The sequence below is a fragment of the Phycisphaerales bacterium genome (assembly GCA_020852515.1).
In the GTDB taxonomy this organism is placed as follows: domain Bacteria; phylum Planctomycetota; class Phycisphaerae; order Phycisphaerales; family UBA5793; genus UBA5793.
The window spans coordinates 46,929-69,037 of the sequence record JADZAS010000004.1 but is presented as its reverse complement, the minus strand read 5'-3'; the positions used below and the strand labels follow the sequence as shown (position 1 = coordinate 69,037).

Below are 22,109 nucleotides of genomic sequence, written 5' to 3'. Positions count from 1 at the left end.
GACGGAGGGCGCATGACTGAGAACCCGGGACGAGCCTCGACCGGCCAGCCGCACGAGCACTGGGATCTCGAGCACTCCGTGCCGTCGCTGCGCATCATGACGATGCCCAAGGACACGAACAACCTGGGCACGATCTTCGGCGGCGTGATTCTCAGCTACATCGACCAGGCCGGCTACATCGAGGCCCGCAAGCACGGGCCATACCGCTGGGTCACCGTGGCCATGGAGAAGGTCATCTTCCACGCGCCGGTTTTCGTCGGCGACATCGTCAACCTGCACACCCAAACCATCCGCACCGGCACGACAAGCCTGACCGTCCGGGTCCTCGTGCAGGTCGAGCGCTTCGCGAGCAGGGAAATCGTGGACGTGACCGAGGCGCAGATTACGTTTGTCGCCGTGGATGAAGCGGGCCGGCCCACGCCGTTCGTCAAAGCGACCTGACGCCGCCGCCTTCGAGTTGATCGACCAGGTGCCGCGGCCAGCGCTCGAGGTACTCCTGCATCCATCGGAGATTCCGCTCGAACTGCGCGGGCTCCCACCGGCGGCTGCCGTCGGTGAGCAGAATTCGCCCGCGCTCCATGTCCAAACCCGGCGGCCGCGTGGCGAGCAGGAATTCCATCATGCGCGGGTCGATCAGGTCGTAGGCGAAGCGCTTGTCGGGCGACTTCACGAAAAAGCACTTGCTGAACTCGGCCGACTCGAAGTCGATGTCGTCGAATCCGATGGCCGACTTGATCTTGTCGAAGAATCCCTCCGGCCGGATGAGCACGTCGGGCACGCTCGGATACGGCAGATGCGCGATGGCGAAACTGAAGTGATAGGTCGTGGTCTGCGTCGACTTGCCGTTGGAGGTCGTCACCTTGTACTCGTAGTCGCCCAGCAGGATCGGCAGGGCGCGCTCACCGACAGCCAGGCTGCCGGTAAGCGTGTTGAACGCGCACCGGCTGTGGCCCTGGCGGAAGACTTCAAAGTGGCCATACCGCTGCTCGTGCGACTCATCGCGCAATGGACTGAAACGAAAGCCCAGGCGCCGGGCCATCGCCGCGAGGTCCTTCGTGCGCTGCCGCTCGGCCTTCCACGAGTAGTAGGCGAGCACGGCGATCACCGCGACCACGGCGATCACGAAAAGGACATTAAGCCCTTCCATCGCGCCGCTCCGACGGCCGTGGCTTCGGCTTGTCCGCCGCCGCCGCGGGTGCTGCGATCAGCGCCGAGAGGCGTGCGATGCGATCGTGCAGCGGCGGATGCGTGCGAAACACGCTATTGAGTTCGTGGCCGCGCCCCTTGAGCGCCTGCTTCATCGGGTTGACGATGTACAGGTGCGAGGTGGCGCGGTTGGCGACCTCCAGCGGCTCGCGGCAGGCGCCGAGCTTGTTCAGCGCCGAGATCAGCCCCTGCGGATATCGCGTCAGTTCCACCGCGCCCGCGTCGGCGAGGTACTCGCGCTCCCGGCTCACCGCCATGCGAATGAGCATGGCCAGCGTCGGCGCGATGATCATGAGAATGATGGAGATGACGAAGACGACGAGCATGATGATCGCCGCGCCCTTGTTGTCCCCACTGCGGCGCGAGCCGCGCCGGCCCCCGCCGTACCAGAAATGGAGGCGCATCATCTGCAGCACGGCGTCGGAGGCAAAGACGATCAGCCCGACCATCGTGGCCATGAGCATCGCAAAGCGGATGTCGTAGAAGCGGATGTGCGACATCTCGTGCGCCATGACCCCGGCCAGCTCGTCGCGGCTCAGCTGGGCCCGCAGCCCCTTGGTGATCGCCACGGCCGCATGCTGTGGATCGCGGCCCGTGGCGAAGGCGTTCAGAGCGGTGTCGTCAATGAGATAGACCTTCGGCGGCGGCACGCCCGCGGCGATGGCGATCTCCTCGACCACGTTGTACAGCTGCGGATCGTCCTTCTTGGCGATCTCCCTGGCGCCGGAAATCGCCAGAATCGCGCTCGATCCACCGTAAAAGCTCCACACGCCCGCGACCGTCGCCACCAGCGCCGACGCGGCCGCGCCCAGGATCAGCGACTGGACCAGATTCACCTCGTCGCGCGCAAAGCCGGTGTACATGCCGATGATGATGGTGACCGCCACACCCACCAGCACCACCAGCAGACCCATCCCCACCATGAGCAGCGCGCTGCGCCGCTTGTTGCGCCGGATCAGGTCGTGAAACGTCACGTTCGCGGGCAGGCCGCGTATGGCCGGGTTGTCGGTGTGGATGGCTTCAGACATCGGCCGGGCGACTCCGCCGAGGAGCAATCAGGTCAGGAAAACTGCACCTTGGGCGCCTCGCGCTGCGCCGGGTTCTCGATCTCGAAGTACTCCCGTTCCTTGAAGTTCATCAGACCGGCAATGAGCACACCCGGGAACACGCCGATGGCTTCGTTGTACTGCTGGGCGCTGCGGTTGTAATGCTGGCGCGAGAAGCCGATCTTGTTTTCGGTGCTCGTGAGTTCTTCCTGGAGCGCGAGGAAGTTCTGGTTCGCCTTGAGGTCGGGGTACGCCTCGCTGAGCACCATGAGCCGGCCGAGCACCTGGCTCAGTTCGCCCTCGGCCTGACCGCGAGCCGCAACGCCCGAGGTGTTGACTGCCTTGGCGCGAGCCGAGATTACCGCGTCGAGCGTCTGCTTCTCATGCGTGGCGTATCCCTTGACGGTCTCGACCAGGTTGGGAATCAGATCGTGCCGGCGCTTGAGCTGCACGTCGATATCCGACCACGCGGCCTCGGCGGCGATCTCTTTGCGCTTGATCGCATTGAAGATGCCGATCGCCCAGAGCAGGAAGAGAACGAACGCGCCGACGAAGACCAGTAACACGATGGCGGCTGTGCCCACGGGGTGCTCCTTTCCAGGAAACGGCAGAAGGCCAGTGATGTAGCATCATCCACTTGGACGGGAAAGGCAAGCCGGAATGTACGGCGCGTCCGCGACACCGGTCGCCGGGACACGTCAGGGCACTTGCCCGTTTCCGCAGGCAAGGTAGCATGACGCCATGAACGAACCGCACCGGAGCGTCGTGGTCGACCAGGTGAACTGGGGCGGCATCCTGCTCATCAGCCGTATCCCCCGGGCGCTGGCGCTTTCGCTTCAGCCCAGCCGGGTCGTCATGGGTTTTGTCATCGTCGTCCTGCTCATGGCCACGGGGTCGATCTGGGACGGCCTGTTTGGCAAGCCCGTTGGGGCCGCCGGCCTGGGCACGCCGCGGCCGCCGCGCGAAGTGCTGCTGGACCAACTCCGGCCGATTCTCGAAGATCCGACGCTCGTCCGCACCGATCGCGCCGAAGCGCTCGCCGCAGCCGATCCGCTTCGCGTGGTGGATGTGCGCGACGCCGTGCTCGACACCTGGCGCGACAAGCCCGAGGAAGATCAGGATCGCGATCGCGCCGAGGTGCAGGCGGCTCTCGGGCAACTGGCGGTCATGGCGCCAAAGGGAGTCTTCGAAGCCACCGCCGAAGCGATTGTCTCGCACTGCTACGGCGTCCTCGCAGCTGCCTTGCGCTTCGACGTCGCCGGGATGATGGCGCAGATCACTGACGTCGGCCGCCTCGTCGGCATCCTGTTTCGCGATCACCTCGCGTTCGCCCTGGTGTTCGGCGTGTGGGCTCTGGCGGTTACGATGATCGGCCTGACGGCCATCTCGCGGACGGCCGCGTGCCAGTTCGCCGCCGAACAGTACATCAGCTGGACCACGGCATTGGCCTTTGCGCTCAAGAGGTGGATCCCGACGCTGGGTTCGGTCGGCCTGCCGCTGCTGGCGATCGGTCTGGGCGCGCTCGCGCTGGCCGTCGGGGGTCTGCTGCTGGCCGTGCCGGTGCTCAACATCCTCGGCGGCCTGATTTACGGGCTGGCGCTGTTCGGTGGGCTGATTGCGGCCTGCCTGATCCTGCTCACTCTGCTGGCCTGCGGGCTCTTCGTTCCCGCAGTGGCGGTTGAATCAGCCGACGCGCCCGATGCGCTGGCGCGCGGCTTCTCGTTCGTGCGCAACCGCCCGCTGCACTGGATCGTCTACGTCCTCGCCGCGTTCATCCAGGGGCTTTTCGGCTTCGTCATCGTTTCGCTCATCGCGGCTCTGACCATCAACTTCACCGCATGGGGCGCTGGGTTGTTCGTGGAAGCGCCGGCGGTCGCCGCGGTCGCCGGCGACGCCGACATCGCGCACCTGCTGCCCGCCGGGCAGGGCTGGCCGCTCGAAGGAACGCATCGCGTGACCGGCGGACTGCTCGTGCTCTGGCGCACCGTCATCGGCGGAATGGTCGCCGGCTGGGTCGTGTCGTACCTCGCTTCGGCCATGACCGTGCTCTACTTCCTCATGCGCAAGGCCACGGATGATCAGGATCTCGACGAGATCTGGCAGCCGGGGCTGATTGAGGGCGCCATGGCGCCCGCGCGCGCCACGGTCGCAGAGGTCGGCGACATCCCCTGATCGTCGTCGCAGCGTTGCTGCGGCCTACCGGCGAACTTGGTCGATACCATCAGGCCATGCCAGAGTCGCCCGCCTCAGCCGGTCCCTTCACCCTCGCCCACGTGACGCACGAAGCCATCGAAAAGATGGGCGGCATCGGCACCGTGCTTGAGGGCATGATGACCAGCGCCGTCTACCAGCAGGCGGTACGCCGCTCCATCCTCGTTGGTCCGATGGGAGGCAGCCATCTCGAGAGCCCGCTCAAGCGTCTCGGCCCACACGTGAACATCCGCTACAGCAGCGTCGATCACATCGACTTCGACGGCCTCGGGCGCAAATTCCACCCGATCCAGTGGGCATTCGGAGTACACATCGCCTACGGCATCCGAACCTACGAGAAGAATCACCACAATCGCGAGGGCACCGCCGAAGTGCTGCTCATCGACGTGTCCAGGCCCGACCGCGAGCAGCTGGCGATCTTCAAGATGCGCCTGTGGGAGCGTTTCGGCCTCGATGCGCGCCGCTACGAGCACGACTGGGGGTTTGAAGAGTACTGCCGCCTCGCCGAGCCGGCGTTCTATGCGCTGTCGGCGCTCGTGCCGGCCAGCGAACTGCCTTGCATCATCTTCAGCCACGAGTTCATGGGCCTGTGCACGGCGCTCAAGGCCGTCATGGATGGCGGCGACGCTTTTCGCACCGTCTTCCACGCTCACGAGTGCGCCACTGCGCGACGCCTCACCGAGCACCACCCCGGGCACGACACCGCGTTCTACAACCTCATGCGCCAGGGCGCTGCCAAGGGAATGTTCGTCGAGGATGTCTTCGGCGACCAGTCCGGCTTCATGCGCCACGCTCTCGTGAGTCGCGCGCATCTGCTCGACGCGATCGTGGCCGTGGGCGACCCGACCGCCGAGGAAATGCGCTTCCTTAACGCTGAAACGAACAGCGACAAAGTCCGCCTCGTCTACAACGGCCTGCCGGCGTTCTACAGCGACTTTGACCAGGAAACACGCAGCCGGCAACTTGTGATCGAGTGGGCTCAGCGCGTCATCGGCTACGCGCCCGACGTGCTCATGACCCACGTCGCCCGGCCGGTGATCAGCAAGGGATTCTGGCGCGACCTCAAAGTCATCTCCCATCTTGATGCGGCGCTGGGCGCCGACGGGCGCACGGGACTGCTCGTCATCCTGACCTGCGGCGCGCCGCCGCGCAGCATGGCGGATGTGAACCGCATGGCGCGCGAGTATGGCTGGCCATGGCATCATCGCGAGGGCTATCCCGATCTCGCCGGGCCTGAACTCGAAATCTTTCAACTCGTCAAGGCGTTCAACGCCGGCCACACGAATGTCAAGGTGATGCTGGTCAACCAGTTCGGCTGGAGCCGCGCCGTTCTGGGCGATGCGGCCCATGAGGACATGAGCTTCGCCACGCTGCGGCAGGCGGCGGACGTCGAATTCGGCCAGTCGATCTACGAGCCGTTCGGCATCGCCCAGTTCGAGCCGCTCGGCAGCGGCGCCATCTGTGTCGCCAGTTCGGTGTGCGGGTGCGTGACGTCGTATCAGCACGTTGTGGGCCGCCTGGGCGAGGCGGCGCGGGATTACCCCAACGTCATCGTCGCGGACTACACCCGGCTCGACCGGCCGATGAGCCTCGATGAACTCCGCGCCATGACTCAGCAGCAGCGCGACCACGTCGAGGAACGCGTGGCGCGCGCGGTGGCGGCCGAACTGCACCGCCGCCTGCCGCGCAACGAGGACCAGCGGCGGCGCCTGCTCCAGACCGGCCGCGAACTCGCCGACGGGATGAGTTGGGACACCGTCATGGCCGAAGGCATGATCCCGCTGCTGACCGAGATCGCGGCGCGCGCTTCGGCGCCTCGCGCCGAATCCGCCGCCGCCCAGCCGGCGCTATGATTCCGTCCACCGCTGGATGGCAGCGCTTTGCTGCGTTTGGAGTCTGAATCATGCCCATGACCGGGCCGGTGCTCACCCGGCGCATCCCCACGTTTCCCTACGGCAACCCGCAAGACCGCCGCACCGTCTGGTACGAAGACTACCTCAAGTCCGGCGGCTACGAGGCGCTGCGGCAGGCGATCGCCCAGGAGCCGGCCGCCATCGTGGACCAGGTCAAGGATTCGGGTCTGCGCGGCCGCGGGGGCGCGGGCTTTCCCTGCGGCCTCAAGTGGACCTTCCTGCCGAAGAACTACGAGGGACAGCGCTACCTCGCCGTCAACGCCGACGAATCGGAGCCGGGCACCTTCAAGGACCGGCTCATTCTCGACTACGACCCGCACATGCTCCTCGAAGGCATCGCCATCTCCTGCTACGCGTGCAGGATTCAGACCGCGTACATCTACATCCGCGGCGAGTACCACCACCAGGCCCACGTCCTCGAGAAGGCGATCGCCGAGGCGTACGACAACGGCATCTTTGGCGGTAAAGGGCTGCTGGGAGGCGCGAGCCCCTTCAAGGTGGACTGCTACCTGCACCGCGGCGCCGGCGCCTACATCTGCGGCGAGGAAACGGGACTGCTCGAATCGCTCGAAGGCAAGCGCGGCTGGCCGCGCATCAAGCCGCCGTTCCCCGCTGTCAAGGGCCTCTTTGGCAAGCCGACCATCATCAACAACGTGGAGACGCTCTGCTGCGTGCCCTTCATCGTCGAGCAGGGCGTCGGGTGGTTCAAGTCGCTCGGGTGCGAGTCTTCGATCAAGGGCCCGCCGAGTTACGGCACCAAACTCATGGGCGTCTCCGGCCACGTCAATCGGCCCGGCGTGTACGAGTGCGACCTCGGCATCCCCCTGCGCAAACTCGTCGATGACTACTGCGGCGGCATGCGCGGCGGCAAGAAGTACAAGGCGGCCATCGCCGGCGGCATCTCCATGGGCGTCCTCGGCACCGACCAGTTCGACGCCGAGATGGACTTCGACATCGGGCGTAAGTACGAAGTGCTCGGCCTGGGCACGGCGTGCCCGACGATCTTCGATGAAGACACGGACATGGTCATGGTCGCGCGGAACATCACGCGGTTCTTCAAGAACGAATCGTGCGGTCAGTGCACCCCTTGCCGCGAGGGCTCGGGCTGGATGTACAAACTCATGTGCCGCATTGAAGCCGGCGAAGCGAAAAGCAAAGACCTCGACCTGCTGCTCGAACTGGCCGGCTCGATGGGCGCGATGCCCGGCACGACCATCTGCGGCCTCGCCGACGGCAACAACTGGGCCGTCCGCACCATTGTCAACAAGTTCCGCAGCGAGTTCGAGGCGCGCGTGAAGCCGTCGTTCGTGCCCGTGACCGTCGGAGTGGGTTGACTCGCGTGCAGCGCCCCCTCGAAGGGGCGCGAAAGGAGCGTCGCCATGCGCAGCATCCCCTGCCGCAACTCAACATTCACGCTGGTGCTCGCCGCTCTGGCCGCCGTCTTCCTTGGCGCCCGCGCCGCGCGCGACCAGACCGAGCCGATGGAGACGCCCGGCCGCATCTTCGCAGTTACGGTTCACCAGGACTGGGCCAGCGTCACGCGCGTGGCGACCTTTGATCTCGCCGCCGGCCAGCACGAAGTGCGCTTCACCGAACTGCCTTCCACCATCGAACCGGCTTCGATCCGCGCCGACGCCGGCGGCCGGGCCGAAGTCACGCGCCTGGTCTTTGAAGTGAGCGAGGACGTAGAGACCTACAGCGCCGGCCTGGCCGATCTGGTTGCGCGGCTGGGCGAGGCGCGCAAAGCGCTGGCAATGCTCGACGAAAAGCTGCAGGTCATCGCCAAGGAGGAGAGCCTGCTCGACGCCATCGCCGAACGTACCGCCCAGCAGTCCGGCGAGCAGGTCGGTTCGGGCAAGATCGATCTCGAAGAAATCACCCGCGTCTCCAAGTACCTCGCCGAGCAGAATGCCGCGCTGCTCGAGCGGCGGCGCGGCGTCATTGAAGAGCAGCGCGTCGTCCAGGGCGAAGTCGATCGCCTCACGCTGGAAAGGACCGAGTACGAAGCCACCGGCCCGCCACTGGAGCGCTCGGCCCTGCTGGGCATTTCCGTCGCCGAGGGCGAGTCCTCCGCCGTGCAGGTGCAACTCAACTACCTTGCCTCGGGCGTGCGGACGCATGTTCAATACAACGTGCGCACCGATGCGAACCTCACGCACTCCACCATGGAACTCGAACTCGAACTGGAACAGAACACCGGCGAATTGTGGAAGGATGTCAACTTCGCCTATTCCACGCAGCCGGTTATCGACCCCACCTCACCGCCCTCGCTCTCGCCGGGGCTCGTCGAGTCGAATGAGAGAGAGTCACCGTCGATGAGCATCCGTCAGCAGCGCGAGACGGGGCCGCTGCTCGCCGGCCGTGCGACGCTCGCTCAACTGGTGGGCCAGGGCGGCACGGTCACCTCGACCGGCTCGCTTGGCTCGCCGCCCTTCACCGTCTTTCGCATTTCGCAGCCCATCACGATCCCGAGCGGAGAAGCCCACGCACAGCGGCTGCGCCTGGGCACGTTCAGGGAGCGGCCCGAGTTCCGCTACGTTGCCGTACCGGTCATCTCAGACAGCGCCTTTCTGCGCGGCACGATGCAGAACACCAGCCGCATCCACTGGCTGCCCGGCCCGGCATCGCTCTTTCTGGGCAGCGAGTACGTCGGCGAGACGACCATTCCATACGTCGCGCCCGGCTCTCGGCTCGAACTCTTCTTCGGCACCGACCACCGCGTGCGCGCCCAGCGCATCAAGCAATCCGCCCGCACGCGCTCGACCGGCCTGCTCGGCGACGGGCGCGAAACACTTGTCGAGTACCGCATCAAGGCGAGCAATTCAACCGGCCAGACCGTCGCCGTCGAGGTGTGGGACCGCTCGCCCATGACGCGCGATGAGCGCATCTCCGTTTCGACGACTTCGATCTCGCCATCGGTCAGTCGCGATGAGCACTATCGGCTGCGGCAGCGTTCTTCCGGGCTGCTCCGCTGGGATGTCGAGTTGCCGGCCAGCGGCAAGGACGCCACCATCGAATACACCCTCGTCGTCAGCCACAAGTCCGAGGTGGAAGTGCCCGACATCCCCGACTGACCGGCCGACGGATGCTGCGGCATGCGTTTGACTTCCGCAGGCAGGCTCCACAACATAGGATGGCGCCGATTCCGGCCCCACCAGATATTGCATGGAGCCGAGGGGTGATCTGTCCAGCCTGTGCCGCCAACGATGACCGCGTGATCGACAGCCGCGCCAGCGAGGGCGGCAAGGCGATCCGTCGCCGGCGCGTCTGCAATCGCTGCGGCAAACGCTTCACCACCTACGAGCGCGTCGAAACCGCAGGCCGGCTCATGGTCGTCAAGCGCGATGGCACCCGCCAGGCCTTTGACCCGCAGAAGATCCTCGCCGGCATCGAGTCCGCATGCGGCAAGCTGCCCATCGCTTCGCAGGCCAAGACGCAGATCGTCGAAGAGATCGACGAGGAACTGCACCGCGAGTTCGAGCGCGAAGTGCCGGCGCTGACCATCGGCGAGCGCGTCGCCCAGCGTCTGCGCAAACTCAACCAGGTCGCCTATGTGCGCTTCGTCAGCGTCTACAAGGAGTTTCACGGCCTCGACCAGCTCATCGACGAAGCACAGGATGTGCGCGAGCGCGCCAGCACCGAAGTCCCAGGCCAGGGCAATCTGTTCCCATCCGGCGAATGATTGGATCAGCCATCAAGGGACCGAGGCATCGAGGCATCCAGGAATCGAGTTAGCCGCGAACCGGCGGCTTTGCGCAGCGGAGCGCGCCCATTCGACATGACCCACGTCCACCCGATCTCTTCCGACTGGTACGCCGACGGCCTGCGCTTCGAGTGCACGCAGTGCGGCAACTGCTGCACCGGGCCGACGGGCTTCGTGTGGGTGGGTGATGATGAACTCCGCGCCATCGCTGCGACGCTGGGACTGAGTGAGCAGGAAACCGAATCGCGCTACACGCGGCAACTGCACGGCCGGCGCTCACTCACCGAGCAGCCCGGCGAGCACGGCTACGACTGCGTGTTTCTCGATCGCACGAGCGTCCCTGGCAAGGCGGTGTGCGGCATCTACCGGGCCCGGCCGATGCAGTGCCGCACCTGGCCCTTCTGGCCCGAGAATCTCCGCCACCCGCGCGACTGGCAGCGCGCCGGCCGCACTTGCCCGGGCATCAACACCGGCCCGCTGATTCCCGTCGAATCCATCCGCATCCAGCGCGAGGCCACGCCGAAGTGAACGGCTCAATCTTGCAAGTGACTCAGCATGACATCGCGTACGGCGGTGCAGCGGAGTTCGTCGGCATCCGAGGCTCCGTGCTGCGTGATGAGCACCGGCTGATGCTCCGGCGCTTGATCCACCCGGCCATGTGAGCCGCGCACGAGGCGCGTGTCGAGCGGGATCACGTCGAACAGTGTGCGCTGGCCGAGCTTCTTGCGGAGCAGTTTCCACGCGAGGCGCGCCTTCGGCAGAGCGATCGCCGGGTCGATGAACAGCTCGAGTGGGTCGTAGCCGGGCTTGCGGTGAATGTCCACGGTCCGCGCAAAGTCCGGCGCCCGGCGGTCATCCAGCCAGTAGTCGTAACTGAACCACCGCCGCGCTTCGCTCACGAGCACGAGTTCACCCGCTCGGGCATGGTCGATACCCGCTTCGCGCTGCGCGGCGCGGTCGAGCACCTCGGCCACGCCCTGCGTCCTCTCGCACGCACCTCGTACCTCGGTTAGCAGCGCCTCGTCGTTCACGTACACGTGCGCCACCTGGTGATCGGCCACGGCAAACGCCCGGCTCGCGCCGGCGTCGAGCAGTTCGCGACCGTTCTCTTCGCGCACCGCCAGCCAGCCCGCCTCGCGCAGCACGCGGTTGATGTGCACGGCATCATCGACCGGCTCAATGCCGTATTCGCTCAGCAGCATCACGCGCACATCGCGCTGCGTGAAGAAATCGAGCAGTTCGCCGGCCGCGGCGTCGATCGCGCGCAACTCGCCCGGGATCGACGCATGATTCGGCCCGACCTTCTGCAGCGCGTAATCGAGGTGGGGGAGGTAGACGAGGGTGAGCGTCGGCTGGTGCCTCTCCCACGCCAGTTGCGTGGCGCGGGCGATCCAGCGGCTCGACTCGATCGACGCACCCGGCCCCCAGAATGAGAACAGCGGAAACGGCCCGAGTTGGCGTTGAAGCAGGTCGCGCAGCTCGGCCGGGTGGCTGTAGCAGTCGGGGATCTTCTGCCCGTCGGCGCGATATTGCGGCCGCGGCGTGACGGACCAGTCCGCCGACGAGTACATGTTGTACCACCAGAACATGTTCAGGCACGTGAAGGAGGGATCGCGCCGCCGCGCCGTCTCCCACACCTTCTCGCCGCCCACGAGCCGGTTCGACTGTTTCCAGAACTGCACTTCGCACTGCGTGCGGTCATACCACCCGTTGCCGACGATGCCATGCTCGCGCGGCGGCAAACCTGTGAGCATGCTCGACTGTACGCTGCACGTCACCGCCGGCAGCACCGGCCTGAGCCGCTGCGTTCGCCCCGCGCCGGCAAACGCGCTGAGGCGCGGCGTGTGCTCGCCGACGAGCGATGCGGACAATCCGACGATGTTGATTACCGCAGTCGAGTGCGCCATCTCAGGTTCCTGCGATCCACTTCTGCCCGATCAGCGTGAGCAGGAAGCACGCACCGGCGGCCAGAGCTGCTTCGGGCTGGTCCAGCCGCGTGAGATGATACAGATCGAGCAGCGCGATGCCGGCGATCCACCCCGCCACGGCTCGGCCCACGTTCCGTTGCGGCTGCTGCACGTACATCGCCACGCCGAGCGTCCAGATGAGAAACGCCGCGCGGCCGAGGATTGTCAGCCACGCCGGCGCACTGCTCGACACGAATTCGCCGAACACAACCGAGCACATCGGCAGCAGCACGATGATGGACTCGAACTTCACGCGATCGCTTCCCGCCTCACTACGCGCCACCAGCGAGAAGCTCAGCACGTAGGTCATCAGCGCCACAGGCAGAAGCAGCGGCTCGCTCCACTGCGGCGACCAGCCCGCCGCTATCGCCGCCGTCACATAGACCAGGCCGCGGCACAGGCCCATGAGCGCCACCGACACCACCGTGCGCGCGTGAATGATGTCGTACAGAACAATCGCGATCATGAGGACAAAGCCCCACGCGAGCGCCATCAGGTCCTGGGTGGCAAGAATGCCCAGCGCTGCGAGGAAGCAGGCCATCACGAACATCGCCGCAGCGCTGCGCGTGACGCGCCCGGATGGGATCGGCCGGCTCGGCCGCTGCCGCCTGTCGATCTCAACGTCCATCACGTCGTTGAACGCCATGCCGCCGATGTAGAGCAGCAGCATGGCCAGCGCCGTCAGCGCCGCGCCGGACCACGCCCCGTCGCCGCCCGCCGCCAGGCCGATCGCCCAGCCCACGAGAACATTGCTCACAATCGTCGGCGCGTTGGAGAGCCGCATCAGTTCCAGCCAGGCTCGGATGTTCATGCCGCGGCCTCGCACGCGATGCCCAGGCGATCCAGCTCGCCCAGCAGCCACCTCATCTCGCCTGATATCCCCTCGGCAATGCTGCCGGGGCGCTCGCGCTCGGGCAGAACACCCCACGTGTACGTTTCGATTTCGAGATCGCGCACGGGCGCTTCTGCGAGCAGTTGAAGACACTCGGTGATGGCGGACTGCGTGGTGCCCAGCGGCCCCATGTGTTCCGAACTGATCGGCACGTGGTAGTGGATGCGCCACCGCTCCGCTCTGCCGGAAGGCGGCTGCGCCAGCGCCGCGGGAAGATCTTCAAAGAATGTCCGGATACCTTCCCGCTGGATGCTCGTCTGGTGCAGGTATCGATCTTCGGCGAAGGGCTGCAGAGATCGGATCAGATCCTCTCGCGCCTCATCGTCGGCCGGAGCAGTCGCCTCGATGGCGCTGGAGACCTGCACTTTGCCGATCGCGATGCCTTCCGCGGCATAGCGGTTGAGCGCTTCCCGCTGCGTCTCGAACATGACCGCGGCGTGACAGACATCATGGCACACGCGGATGTGGCGGCGGATGATCCGCTCCTCCGCGGCGCACGTGCCGCTGAGCAATTGCTGCCGGTAGAATCGGCAGAAATCGCTGCTCGTCGAGAAGATACAGCCGGGCTCAGGCTCGATGTCGAGATGAACCAGCCGCCCGGTCTCTCCGGCGATGCGGTTCAACTCGGCGGCGGCGATTCGCAACTGATGAACCGCCGCCTGGGCATCGACAGCCGCGCACGGCTCACCCGGCCAGCCGAGCGGCAGCGTCGATATGCCGGCGTGCTCACCCTCATCAATGAGCGACGCGAGAATGCGCGCCAGTTCGAGCGTGTACACAAGCCGGCGCGGATCGCTCCAGGACGGTTCGTAGACCCGATGCTTGACAACCGGGTCGTGAAAGTCGCCGTAGGGAAAGCCATTGAGCGTGAATACGCGCAATTGGCGCGCATCGAGCCATGCTTTGAACGCATCGATGTCGGCGGGGGAGTCGAGTTCCAATGCCGAACCAGCTGAGAGCCAGAGGCCGACATTCAGTGCGCCGTCGGGTGCGATTTGCTCGCGGATGGCCACGGCGTGTCGATCCAGTTGATCGCGCGTTTCAGCAAGCGTCCGCCCGGGATGCACGTTGGTGCAGTACCCAACTCGCCTGGCTGGCAGCGGATCAGCGCTCATTGACCTTGAATTTCGGCGATTGACTCAGAAACGTCTGAGGATTCTGCAGCGATACGCGCCGAACCAGGTCTTCCGTATGACCGCGCCGGCGCAACTCCACCTGGCACTTGGGCACCGCCAGCGGGTCGCTGATCCCCCAGTCGCCTGCCGAATTGATCCAGATCCGCTCCGTGCCGTACATCTCGAAAATGTCCGCCGCGCGCTGCGGCGTGCACTTCGTGTCGGGATACAGCGTCATTCCCGCCCAGAAGCCGGCGTCGAGCACCATCTGCACCGTGTGCTCTTCCACGTGGTCGATGAGCACGCGACCGGGGTCGATCCGGCTGTTGCGCCGGATGGCATCCATGATCAGCCGCGTTCCCTTGCGCTTGTCTTCGAGATGAGGCGTGTGCACGAGAATGAGCTGGTTCCGCTGCGCCGCTAGTTCGACGTGCGCTTCGAAGATCTCAAGTTCGTTGCGGCTGTTCTTGTTCAGACCGATCTCTCCGATGCCCAGCACGTTGGGCCGATCGAGAAAATCGGGAATGAGCGACATCACTTCGCGCGCTAAGCCCGGGTCCTCGGCCTCCTTCGGATTGATGCACAGCCAGGTGAAGTGGCGGATGCCGAACTGCGCCGCCCGGCTCGGCTCAGATTCGGTGAGCTGCCGGAAGTAGTCGTAGAAACCCCTCGGGCTCGACCGGTCGAACCCCGCCCAGAAGGCCGGCTCCGTGATGGCCAGGCACCCCGCCTGCGCCATGCGCTGGTAGTCGTCGGTCGTGCGCGAGACCATGTGAATGTGCGGGTCGATGTAGGTCATCGCGCGCCTCGCTTCACGCCGGGATAGACGCCAAAGGCGCCTTTCATTCCCGCAGCCGACTCGAGCGGCTGGTCGGTCGGATCGCTGAAGTGGTCGAGCACGCGCTTCGCCCGTTCGCCCTTGCCGTCGAGCACGATGCGCATGGCTTCCTTGAGTGCCGCGACTCGAAAGTCCTCATGCCCCAGATCGTCGGATGCCCGGTCAAGCCGATCGAGAAATGCCGCGAGGTCGAGCACCTTGGCGCGGTGTTCCATGAAATAAAGCTCGATCACCTTCGAGCGCGTCGCCGGGCAGGATGGCGTTGCCGTGGCCATGCGATCCTCCTTCGTCTCGGGAGATGCGTTCCAGATGTACTCTACGAGCGCTGCGCTTCGCCTGCTTCGCCCGCGAGGCGCTCGATGGCCTCGGCCAGGACGGCCCGGTCCATCGCGTGCACGTCAAAGGCGCCGCCGATGCCGCGCAGCATGGCAAGCGTGAGCCGCCCGCCGAGGTGCTCGCGGAACTCTTCAAGCCCGGCGAGCAGCTCATCCGTGCGCCGAAGATGAGGATGAAAGGTCGGCAGTCCGAGAGTTTGAAGTACGCTCACGATGCGGCGCAGGTCCGCTTCGCTCAGCCAGCCCTGCAGCATGGAGTACGTCGAATCGAGTGCGAGACCGATGCTCACCGCTTCGCCGTGGCGCATTTCGAAATCGGTCATCTGCTCGAGCTTGTGCGCGGCCCAGTGGCCGAAATCGAGCGGCCGGGCCGCGGTGAGTTCGAACGGATCGCCGCCGGTGGCGATGTGCGCCATGTGCAGTTCGGCCGAGCGCCGGATGACGCCTGCCGCGGCATCGCCATCGCGTGCGGCCAGCCGTGGAGCCGCATCACTCAACTCCTCAAAAAAGCCCGCGTCCTTCACGAGCGCCACTTTCACGCACTCGCTGAACCCCGCGCACCAGTCGCGGTCGCTCAGCGTCGCGAGCAGGCTGAAGTCGTTAATGACCGCCCACGGCGGCGCAAACGTGCCAAGGAAGTTCTTCTTGCCGAACGCGTTGACGCCGTTCTTGACGCCAACGCCCGAGTCATCCTGTGCAAGCACGGTGCTGGGCATTCGCACGAGTCGTACGCCGCGATGCGCCACCGCCGCGGCAAAGCCCACCACGTCGAGCACCGCGCCGCCGCCGATGACCAGCACATACGAACGGCGGCAAAGTCCGGCGTCATGGATCGCCGCCACCGCGCGATCGAAGATGGCGCGGTCGTTCTTGGCGCGCTCGCCGCCGGGGATCAGCACCGGCCGCCCGACGAGTTCGAGACGATCCGAGTGGGCCTCGGCGTAGGCCGCGATGCGATCGACAACAGAGGGCGAGACGTCCGCCAGGCCCTGATCGACAAACGCGAGCACCCGCGCGCGGCGCAGGGCGGAGTCGATATCGAAAGCGTCAGCCAGCAGGGAGTTGGCGGGCGAGAGGGCATCGAACGTAAAGCGCAGCCGGAAGCACCAGTCGGTCGAGAAGTGCGCATCGACGCCGCAGTCCTGGCGATCGAAAGCAGCGGGCAGCGCGTGGTCCGGGTGATCGGACAATGTCGAAAAGCCCTCTTGCGGCGAGGTGATACGGGAGTTTGGTACGATCATTGAACGATAGGCCCCGGCCCTGTGCGCCCCGCAGGTGAGTTCGAAGGCAGCCCCCGGTGTGAATGTCGCCGGCGCTCCCGGCCCTTGCACGCGAAGCGGTGTTTCGCCTCGCGTCGCCGGCCGGCTGGGCCGCCGAATCGGGCGCAGGGCAATGCCCCCCGAAGGACTCGAACCTTCGACCCGCTGATTAAGAGTCAGCTGCTCTACCAACTGAGCTAGGGAGGCAGGGGGCCAGGGCAAGCCGGGCCGACTGAACTCAAGCGTACCGATTCGCGGCGGCGGGTCAAGTGGGCATCGAACACGCGCCTTGACTGAATCACCGATCCGAACTACCTTTGAGGACGTGTTTTTGCCGTTTTCACGCGGCCGCCGGCTGGTTGGCCGCGCCCGTCCGCGGGCCGGATTCGGCACAACCCCGCGCTATCATTGACCCGATCTTTGCGAGGCCTTCGGTCATGCATCCCACACATCGAACTTCACCCGGTCGCAAGCGCCGGCGTCGTGCCCACCACGCTCTGCGCGGCGAACACACGACGCTGTGCCCCAACTGCGGCGAGAACAAACTGCCGCACTGCGCCTGCGCCAACTGCGGGTACGTTCGGCCCGGTCTCCAGTTGAAGACTGAGACTTCCGAGGAAGACTAAACCATGCGGATCGCCATCGACGTGATGGGCGGCGATCACGCGCCAGGCGCCATCCTCGACGGCGCGTTCGCGGCCCTCAAATCACTCGATCCCGGTGATGAACTCCTGCTCGTCGGCAAGGAGGCCGTCATCCGTCAGGCCATTGCGGCCGCGGCCATCACTGATCCGCGCTTGCGGGTTGTCGATGCGCCCGATGAGATCGGCATGGATGAGCAGCCCGTCGAAGCGGTCCGCTCCAAGCCTCGAAGTTCGATCGTCGTCATGTCCGAACTGGCCCATCGCCGGGCCGAAGACAGCGCCGATGTCATCATCTCCGCAGGCAACACCGGCGCCTGCGTCACCGCGGCCCAGATGTCGCTTCGCCGCCTGCCAGGCGTGCACCGGCCGGGCATCGCGGTCATCCTCCCCACGTTCGGCGGGCCGGTCGTGCTCTGCGACGTCGGCGCCAATCCCGATCCCCGGGCATCGCACCTGGCCCAGTACGGCCTCATGGGCGAGGTCTACGCCCGCGAGGTGCTCGGCATCGCCAGCCCGCGCGTCGCCATGATGAACATCGGCGGCGAAGAGGGCAAGGGCACGGGAATCATCAAGGCCACGCGCGACCTGCTTCGCGCCACGCCCGATCTCAATTATGTCGGCTACGTCGAAGGGCGGTCGCTGTTTGATCACGCCGCCGACGTCGTCGTTACGGACGGTTTCGTGGGCAACGTCGTGATCAAACTTGCAGAGGGTCTCGCTTCCGGCCTGTTCCGCACGATCGCGCGGGAAATTGCTGCGATCGATCCCAACCTGGTGGAACGGTTCAAGCCGGTACAGAAGCGCATTTACGCGCTGCACGACTACCACGAGCACGGCGGCGCGCCGCTGCTGGGCGTCAACGGCATCTGCATCATCTGCCACGGCTCATCCGAAGCGCGCACGATCACTAACGCGATACTCAAGAGCCGCAACATGGTCAGTCAGGGCGTGAACCAGGCGCTGGTCAAGCGCATCGCCGAAGCCGACACTAAGGTGGGTGTGGGGTGAGCGCAGGTCAGTGCGGGGTCGAGATTCTCAGCACCGGCATGGCGGTTCCGAGCACGGCGTTAACCAACGCCGATCTCGAGAAAATGATGGACACGAGCGACGAGTGGATCGTCCAGCGCACCGGCGTCAAGACGCGATACCGCAGCGATCCGAAACTCGGCGAAGACGTCACCTCGCTGTGTGAAGCCGCCGTGCGCCAGGCGCTGGGCCGCGCCGGCGTGGCCGCCAAGGACCTCGACCTGCTCATCGTCGCCACCTGCACGCCGGACATGACCTGCCCGAGCACCGCCAGCCGCGTCGCGGGCCGCATCGGCGCCGTCCCCGCCGGCTCGTTCGATCTCACCGCCGCCTGCAGCGGATTCGTCTACGGCCTGAACGTCAGCGACTCGCTCATCCGCCAGGGAGGCTACCGCACCATCGCTCTCATCGGCGCCGACTCGCTCACGCGCGTCGCCGACTACACCAATCGCAAAGTCAGCGTCCTCTCGGGCGATGGCGCCGGCGCCGCGATCCTGCGGCGCACCGACGATACTTCGCGCGGCTGCCTCTTCCAATCGATGTACTCCGATGGCACGCTCTGGGACTACCTCTACATTCCCACGCGCGAGGAGCACGTCCCGCCGGACGTGGACTGGAACGAAACCAAACTCGAGTACCTCCAGATGAAGGGCCGAGAGGTCTTCAAGTTCGCGGTTACGAAATTCCCTGAAGCGCTCGAGGAAGCACTGAAGAAGTCGGGTGTGGCGATGGACGAGGTGGCGATGATCATCGCCCACCAGTCCAACGCCCGCATCATCGAAGCCACGCGCAAACGACTCGCGATGCCGGAAGACCGCTTCTACGTCAACATCGATCGATACGGCAATACGAGCGCCGGCAGCGTGCCCATCTGCCTGCACGAACTGCGCGACGCCGGCCGCGTGCGCGCCGGCGACGTCGTCGCGTTTGTGGCGATGGGCGGCGGGATGACCTGGGGCACGAGCATCTGGCGCCTCTAGCCGCTCCACGGTTCTCCTCGGCGCGATTCCCGAAGACACAAAGGTGAGACGGATCACATGGCGGAAAACACCATCATTCTCTGTCCCGGTCAGGGCGCGCAGGTCGTGGGCATGGGCCGCGCCTGGGTCGAGGCGTCGGACGGCGCCCGCGAAACCTTCGCACAAGCGGACCGCATCCTCGGCGACTCGCTGGGCGCGCCGCTCTCAAGGATCTGCTTTGAAGGTCCGGTCGAGCGGCTCAATCAGACTGACGTCAGCCAGCCGGCCATCTACGTCACATCCGTCGCCTGCTTTCGCGCGGCCGGCGCCGAACTTGATGCGTCCGGCATCGCGGCCTGCGCGGGATTGAGTCTCGGCGAATACACCGCGCTGCACCTCGCGGGCGTCTTCTCGTTCGAAGATGGCCTGCGCCTCGTGGCGCAGCGCGGCCGGTTCATGCAGGATGCCGCAGAAGCGAGCAGCGGCTCGATGGTCGCTCTCATCGGCGCCGACGACGCCCAGGCGCACGAGTTGTGCGAGCGGGTGGCGCGCGGCCGCGTGCTCGTGCCCGCCAATTTCAACGCGCCGGGACAGATCGTGCTTTCGGGTGATGCCGACGCCTGTAAAGATGCGCTCGACGCTGCCGGTGAGATGGGGCTTCGCGCCACGCCGCTGGCCGTCGCCGGCGCGTTCCATTCGGCCCTCATGGCGCCGGCGGCCGGGCGCATGGCAGAGGCTCTGGCGGCGGTGCCGTTTGACGCCCCGGGATTCACCGTCGTATCCAACGTGACCGCTCAGCCGCACGGCAGCGACGCCGATTCCATCCGCCGCCGCCTCGTGGAGCAGATCACCTCGCCGGTGCGCTGGAGCCAGTCCTGCCAGTGGCTTGGGAACCACGTCTCGGGTCGCTATCATGAACTGGCTCCGGGCAAGGTGCTGACGGGGCTGATGAGGCGAATCAACCGCGAAGTGAAGGTGGTGAACCATGACCAGCCTGGTTCGTAAATCGCTGTCGCTGCTCGCACTTTGCGCCGTCGCGCTGCCGATGGCTGCATTCGTGACGGGCTGCAAGAAAGAAGAGCCGCCTCCGCCGCCGCCTCCGCCACCGCCGCGCGGCCCGACGACGGTCGACCCGAACGCCGTCGCCGAGTATCTCACGCTCGACCCGAAGGTCAGCCTCCAGAACGCCAAGCCGATGGAGTGCAGCGAGGAGGAGGTCAAGGCGATCCTTCAGTTCATGAGCGACTTCGCCGCAGGCGATGCTCAATCGCTGCGCACGAAGATGGACTCCACCGGGAAAAAGGTCCTCGATGATCTCGTGGACAGCGGTGTGTGGGAGCGCGAAACTTCCAAGATCGTCGAGGTTGATCTCATTGATCGCACATCCGTTCCGATGGGAGCGGGCAACGTCGTCTCATTCAGCGTTGTCATGCCCCAGAAGGGACGCGTGCAGCAGGAGTGGCTCGTCACGCAGCGCGGCGACACCTACACCTTCGCCCCCTTCGCTGTCGTTCCCGTGAGCACACAGGCGATCAAGGCGGCCGAGGCAGCACTCAAGGCCGCACAGGGTGGCGAGCAGGGTCAGAACGGCGAACAGCCGCCCGACGACCGTGACCGCAACCGCGATCCACGCCGGCGCGTTCCGGAGCCGACCGATCCGGGCAGTCCGCCGCCGGGCAAGAGTCCGGGTTCGCCGTAACGTCGGTTCAGACAACAAGTCTCGGGGTTGGGATGGCAATGAGCGACGAGAAGCGCGTGGCTTTCGTGACCGGCGCCAGCCGGGGCATCGGTCGTGCCGTGGCGGAGCGTCTGGCCTGCGAGGGCCGGCACGTGGTGCTCGTCAGCCGCACGGCCGGCCCGCTGAACGATCTGAAGACATCGATCGAATCCTCCGGCGGCTCAGCGACCGCCGTCTGCTGCGACGTGGGCGACTCAAAAGCCCTGGCCGACGCCGTGAGCGACACCGCTCGTTCCCTGGGTCGGCTCGACATTCTCGTCAACAACGCCGGCATCACCCGCGACGGCCTGCTGCTGCGCATGAGCGATGAAGATTTTGACGAGGTCATTCGCGTCAATCTCAAGTCGGCCTTCGTGGCCTGCCGGGCCGCGGCGCGTCCGATGATGAGCAACCGCTGGGGCCGCATGGTCAACATCAGTTCCATCTCAGGCCGCGTCGGCCGGGCGAGCCAGGTGAACTACTGCGCTGCCAAGTCGGGGCTCATCGGCATGACCAAGGCCATCGCCAAGGAGTTTGCGACCAAGGGCATCACCGCCAACGTGGTGGCGCCCGGGTTCATTGAAACGGACATGACCGCCGACCTGCCCGATCTGGTCAAGGAAGAAGCCCGAAACATCACCCCTATGCGGCGCTTCGGCCAGGCGCACGAAATCGCCGCGGCGGTAGCCTATTTCACCGCCGAAGACGCCGGGTTTGTCACCGGAGAAGTGCTCGCCGTGGCGGGTGGAATGGGGATGTGACCGCGGAGTTCAAGACCTGCGTGCCCGGCTCTGCCAATCGTGCTTTCACGAGGCGTCGGGGCTTGTAGGCTGCGGTGCGGACGGCTATATTTCTGCCCCTCGCTGCGGGCGCGACGCTTCGTCAGATGAGTGGAAACGAACGTACCAAACCCCCTGAGGAGATTCGAACGTGCAAGAATCCGAAATCGAAGCCAAGGTGATCAGCATCGTCGCCGAGCAGATGGGCGTCGACAAGGCGCAGATCACCCGCAACACCAGTTTCGTCAACGATCTCAACGCCGACAGCCTCGACACCGTCGAACTGGTCATGGAACTCGAAGACGAGTTCGAAACTTCGATTCCCGATGAGGAAGCGGAGAAAATCCAGACCGTTGGACAGGCCGTCGAATTCATCATGAAAGCGACGTCCGGCGGCGAGTGAGCCTCCGTACAATCCCCCGCAGCGCCGGTGCTGCGGGGTCGCCCCGCAGCCGCGTCATGCCGGCCGCAGGTTCGATTCTCCGCCCATGCAGTCCAC

General features: G+C 65.8%; 23 protein-coding genes and 1 tRNA gene. 14 read left to right on the top strand and 10 right to left on the bottom strand.

Features of this window, described 5'->3' with window-relative positions:
- Positions 1-12 precede the first annotated feature (12 nt).
- Positions 13-441 (top strand): acyl-CoA thioesterase, encoded by a 429-nt coding sequence (locus tag IT430_02380; protein ID MCC6906765.1) that lies wholly within the window; start codon positions 13-15, stop codon positions 439-441.
- Here IT430_02380 and IT430_02375 read toward each other — a convergent pair.
- Genes IT430_02375 through IT430_02365 form a run of 3 tightly spaced genes read right to left on the bottom strand, consistent with a single transcriptional unit; the run spans position 428 to position 2,836 of the window.
- On the bottom strand, positions 428-1,147 hold the full coding sequence (locus IT430_02375) for a hypothetical protein (protein ID MCC6906764.1): 720 nt from the start codon (positions 1,145-1,147) through the stop codon (positions 428-430). The two genes, IT430_02380 and IT430_02375, sit on opposite strands and share 14 nt — an antisense overlap.
- Complete coding sequence (locus tag IT430_02370) at positions 1,134-2,234, bottom strand: M48 family metallopeptidase (protein ID MCC6906763.1); 1,101 nt, start codon at positions 2,232-2,234, stop codon at positions 1,134-1,136. Before IT430_02370 ends, IT430_02375 begins: the two co-directional genes overlap by 14 nt.
- Positions 2,235-2,266: 32 nt before the next feature.
- Complete coding sequence (locus IT430_02365; GenBank protein ID MCC6906762.1) at positions 2,267-2,836, bottom strand: LemA family protein; 570 nt, start codon at positions 2,834-2,836, stop codon at positions 2,267-2,269.
- A gap of 157 nt (positions 2,837-2,993) precedes the next feature.
- On the opposite strand from IT430_02365, the gene IT430_02360 reads away from it, so the two are divergent.
- The 6 genes from IT430_02360 (at position 2,994) to IT430_02335 (ending at position 10,607) form a co-directional block, all read left to right on the top strand.
- Complete coding sequence (locus tag IT430_02360) at positions 2,994-4,424, top strand: hypothetical protein (GenBank protein ID MCC6906761.1); 1,431 nt, start codon at positions 2,994-2,996, stop codon at positions 4,422-4,424.
- Positions 4,425-4,480: 56 nt separating this feature from the next.
- Positions 4,481-6,316 (top strand): hypothetical protein, encoded by a 1,836-nt coding sequence (locus IT430_02355; protein ID MCC6906760.1) that lies wholly within the window; start codon positions 4,481-4,483, stop codon positions 6,314-6,316.
- A gap of 50 nt (positions 6,317-6,366) precedes the next feature.
- On the top strand, positions 6,367-7,710 hold the full coding sequence (nuoF, locus tag IT430_02350) for an NADH-quinone oxidoreductase subunit NuoF (GenBank protein ID MCC6906759.1): 1,344 nt from the start codon (positions 6,367-6,369) through the stop codon (positions 7,708-7,710).
- A gap of 45 nt (positions 7,711-7,755) precedes the next feature.
- Entirely contained in the window at positions 7,756-9,450 is a 1,695-nt protein-coding gene (locus tag IT430_02345) for a mucoidy inhibitor MuiA family protein (protein ID MCC6906758.1), read from the top strand.
- 104 nt (positions 9,451-9,554) lie between these two features.
- A complete protein-coding gene (nrdR, locus tag IT430_02340; GenBank protein MCC6906757.1) occupies positions 9,555-10,058 on the top strand; it encodes a transcriptional repressor NrdR in 504 nt (167 codons plus the stop codon).
- A 96-nt stretch (positions 10,059-10,154) separates the two neighbouring features.
- Positions 10,155-10,607 carry a YkgJ family cysteine cluster protein gene (locus IT430_02335; protein ID MCC6906756.1) on the top strand — a complete coding sequence of 151 codons (453 nt, stop codon included), beginning with the start codon at positions 10,155-10,157 and terminating at the stop codon, positions 10,605-10,607.
- A gap of 5 nt (positions 10,608-10,612) precedes the next feature.
- Here IT430_02335 and IT430_02330 read toward each other — a convergent pair whose 3' ends face one another.
- The 7 genes from IT430_02330 to IT430_02300 all read right to left on the bottom strand — a co-directional run bounded on the left by IT430_02330 (position 10,613) and on the right by IT430_02300 (position 16,692).
- Entirely contained in the window at positions 10,613-11,986 is a 1,374-nt protein-coding gene (locus IT430_02330) for an alkaline phosphatase family protein (GenBank protein MCC6906755.1), read from the bottom strand.
- 1 nt (position 11,987) lies between these two features.
- Positions 11,988-12,857, bottom strand: coding sequence for a UbiA family prenyltransferase (locus IT430_02325; protein ID MCC6906754.1), 870 nt, complete (start codon positions 12,855-12,857; stop codon positions 11,988-11,990).
- Entirely contained in the window at positions 12,854-14,053 is a 1,200-nt protein-coding gene (gene eboE / locus IT430_02320) for a metabolite traffic protein EboE (protein ID MCC6906753.1), read from the bottom strand. Before eboE ends, IT430_02325 begins: the two co-directional genes overlap by 4 nt.
- Positions 14,043-14,852 (bottom strand): TatD family hydrolase, encoded by an 810-nt coding sequence (locus IT430_02315; GenBank protein MCC6906752.1) that lies wholly within the window; start codon positions 14,850-14,852, stop codon positions 14,043-14,045. The genes eboE and IT430_02315 overlap by 11 nt, the downstream gene beginning before the upstream one ends.
- The gene (locus tag IT430_02310; protein ID MCC6906751.1) at positions 14,849-15,166 is read right to left on the bottom strand and encodes a hypothetical protein; all 318 of its coding nucleotides are present in this window, start codon (positions 15,164-15,166) and stop codon (positions 14,849-14,851) included. Before IT430_02310 ends, IT430_02315 begins: the two co-directional genes overlap by 4 nt.
- Positions 15,167-15,207: 41 nt before the next feature.
- Positions 15,208-16,416 carry a 3-dehydroquinate synthase gene (locus IT430_02305; protein MCC6906750.1) on the bottom strand — a complete coding sequence of 403 codons (1,209 nt, stop codon included), beginning with the start codon at positions 16,414-16,416 and terminating at the stop codon, positions 15,208-15,210.
- Between the two features lie 203 nt (positions 16,417-16,619).
- Positions 16,620-16,692 (bottom strand) — tRNA-Lys (locus IT430_02300).
- A gap of 230 nt (positions 16,693-16,922) precedes the next feature.
- On the opposite strand from IT430_02300, the gene rpmF reads away from it, so the two are divergent.
- From rpmF to acpP, 7 genes are all read left to right on the top strand, one after another.
- Entirely contained in the window at positions 16,923-17,111 is a 189-nt protein-coding gene (gene rpmF, locus IT430_02295) for a 50S ribosomal protein L32 (protein ID MCC6906749.1), read from the top strand.
- Positions 17,112-17,114: 3 nt separating this feature from the next.
- Complete coding sequence (gene plsX / locus IT430_02290) at positions 17,115-18,137, top strand: phosphate acyltransferase PlsX (protein MCC6906748.1); 1,023 nt, start codon at positions 17,115-17,117, stop codon at positions 18,135-18,137.
- Positions 18,134-19,135, top strand: coding sequence for a ketoacyl-ACP synthase III (locus IT430_02285; protein ID MCC6906747.1), 1,002 nt, complete (start codon positions 18,134-18,136; stop codon positions 19,133-19,135). The genes plsX and IT430_02285 overlap by 4 nt, the downstream gene beginning before the upstream one ends.
- A 57-nt stretch (positions 19,136-19,192) precedes the next feature.
- Positions 19,193-20,119 (top strand): ACP S-malonyltransferase, encoded by a 927-nt coding sequence (gene fabD / locus IT430_02280; protein ID MCC6906746.1) that lies wholly within the window; start codon positions 19,193-19,195, stop codon positions 20,117-20,119.
- Positions 20,100-20,813, top strand: coding sequence for a hypothetical protein (locus IT430_02275; GenBank protein MCC6906745.1), 714 nt, complete (start codon positions 20,100-20,102; stop codon positions 20,811-20,813). The genes fabD and IT430_02275 overlap by 20 nt, the downstream gene beginning before the upstream one ends.
- A 38-nt stretch (positions 20,814-20,851) precedes the next feature.
- Positions 20,852-21,592, top strand: a complete 741-nt coding sequence (gene fabG, locus IT430_02270) for a 3-oxoacyl-[acyl-carrier-protein] reductase (protein ID MCC6906744.1) — start codon at positions 20,852-20,854, stop codon at positions 21,590-21,592.
- Between the two features lie 169 nt (positions 21,593-21,761).
- A complete protein-coding gene (gene acpP / locus IT430_02265) occupies positions 21,762-22,013 on the top strand; it encodes an acyl carrier protein (protein ID MCC6906743.1) in 252 nt (83 codons plus the stop codon).
- The last annotated feature ends 96 nt before the right edge of the window (positions 22,014-22,109 follow it).

Bases quoted from the DNA above. Each gene is read 5' to 3' on its own strand.
- IT430_02380 (MCC6906765.1), top strand. From the start codon at position 13: ATGACTGAGAACCCGGGACGAGCCTCGACCGGCCAGCCGCACGAGCAC.
- IT430_02375 (MCC6906764.1), bottom strand. From the start codon at position 1,147: ATGGAAGGGCTTAATGTCCTTTTCGTGATCGCCGTGGTCGCGGTGATC.
- IT430_02370 (MCC6906763.1), bottom strand. From the start codon at position 2,234: ATGTCTGAAGCCATCCACACCGACAACCCGGCCATACGCGGCCTGCCC.
- IT430_02360 (MCC6906761.1), top strand. From the start codon at position 2,994: ATGAACGAACCGCACCGGAGCGTCGTGGTCGACCAGGTGAACTGGGGC.
- IT430_02355 (MCC6906760.1), top strand. From the start codon at position 4,481: ATGCCAGAGTCGCCCGCCTCAGCCGGTCCCTTCACCCTCGCCCACGTG.
- nuoF (MCC6906759.1), top strand. From the start codon at position 6,367: ATGCCCATGACCGGGCCGGTGCTCACCCGGCGCATCCCCACGTTTCCC.
- IT430_02345 (MCC6906758.1), top strand. From the start codon at position 7,756: ATGCGCAGCATCCCCTGCCGCAACTCAACATTCACGCTGGTGCTCGCC.
- IT430_02335 (MCC6906756.1), top strand. From the start codon at position 10,155: ATGACCCACGTCCACCCGATCTCTTCCGACTGGTACGCCGACGGCCTG.
- IT430_02330 (MCC6906755.1), bottom strand. From the start codon at position 11,986: ATGGCGCACTCGACTGCGGTAATCAACATCGTCGGATTGTCCGCATCG.
- IT430_02325 (MCC6906754.1), bottom strand. From the start codon at position 12,857: ATGAACATCCGAGCCTGGCTGGAACTGATGCGGCTCTCCAACGCGCCG.
- eboE (MCC6906753.1), bottom strand. From the start codon at position 14,053: ATGAGCGCTGATCCGCTGCCAGCCAGGCGAGTTGGGTACTGCACCAAC.
- IT430_02315 (MCC6906752.1), bottom strand. From the start codon at position 14,852: ATGACCTACATCGACCCGCACATTCACATGGTCTCGCGCACGACCGAC.
- IT430_02310 (MCC6906751.1), bottom strand. From the start codon at position 15,166: ATGGCCACGGCAACGCCATCCTGCCCGGCGACGCGCTCGAAGGTGATC.
- rpmF (MCC6906749.1), top strand. From the start codon at position 16,923: ATGCATCCCACACATCGAACTTCACCCGGTCGCAAGCGCCGGCGTCGT.
- plsX (MCC6906748.1), top strand. From the start codon at position 17,115: ATGCGGATCGCCATCGACGTGATGGGCGGCGATCACGCGCCAGGCGCC.
- fabD (MCC6906746.1), top strand. From the start codon at position 19,193: ATGGCGGAAAACACCATCATTCTCTGTCCCGGTCAGGGCGCGCAGGTC.
- IT430_02275 (MCC6906745.1), top strand. From the start codon at position 20,100: ATGACCAGCCTGGTTCGTAAATCGCTGTCGCTGCTCGCACTTTGCGCC.
- fabG (MCC6906744.1), top strand. From the start codon at position 20,852: ATGAGCGACGAGAAGCGCGTGGCTTTCGTGACCGGCGCCAGCCGGGGC.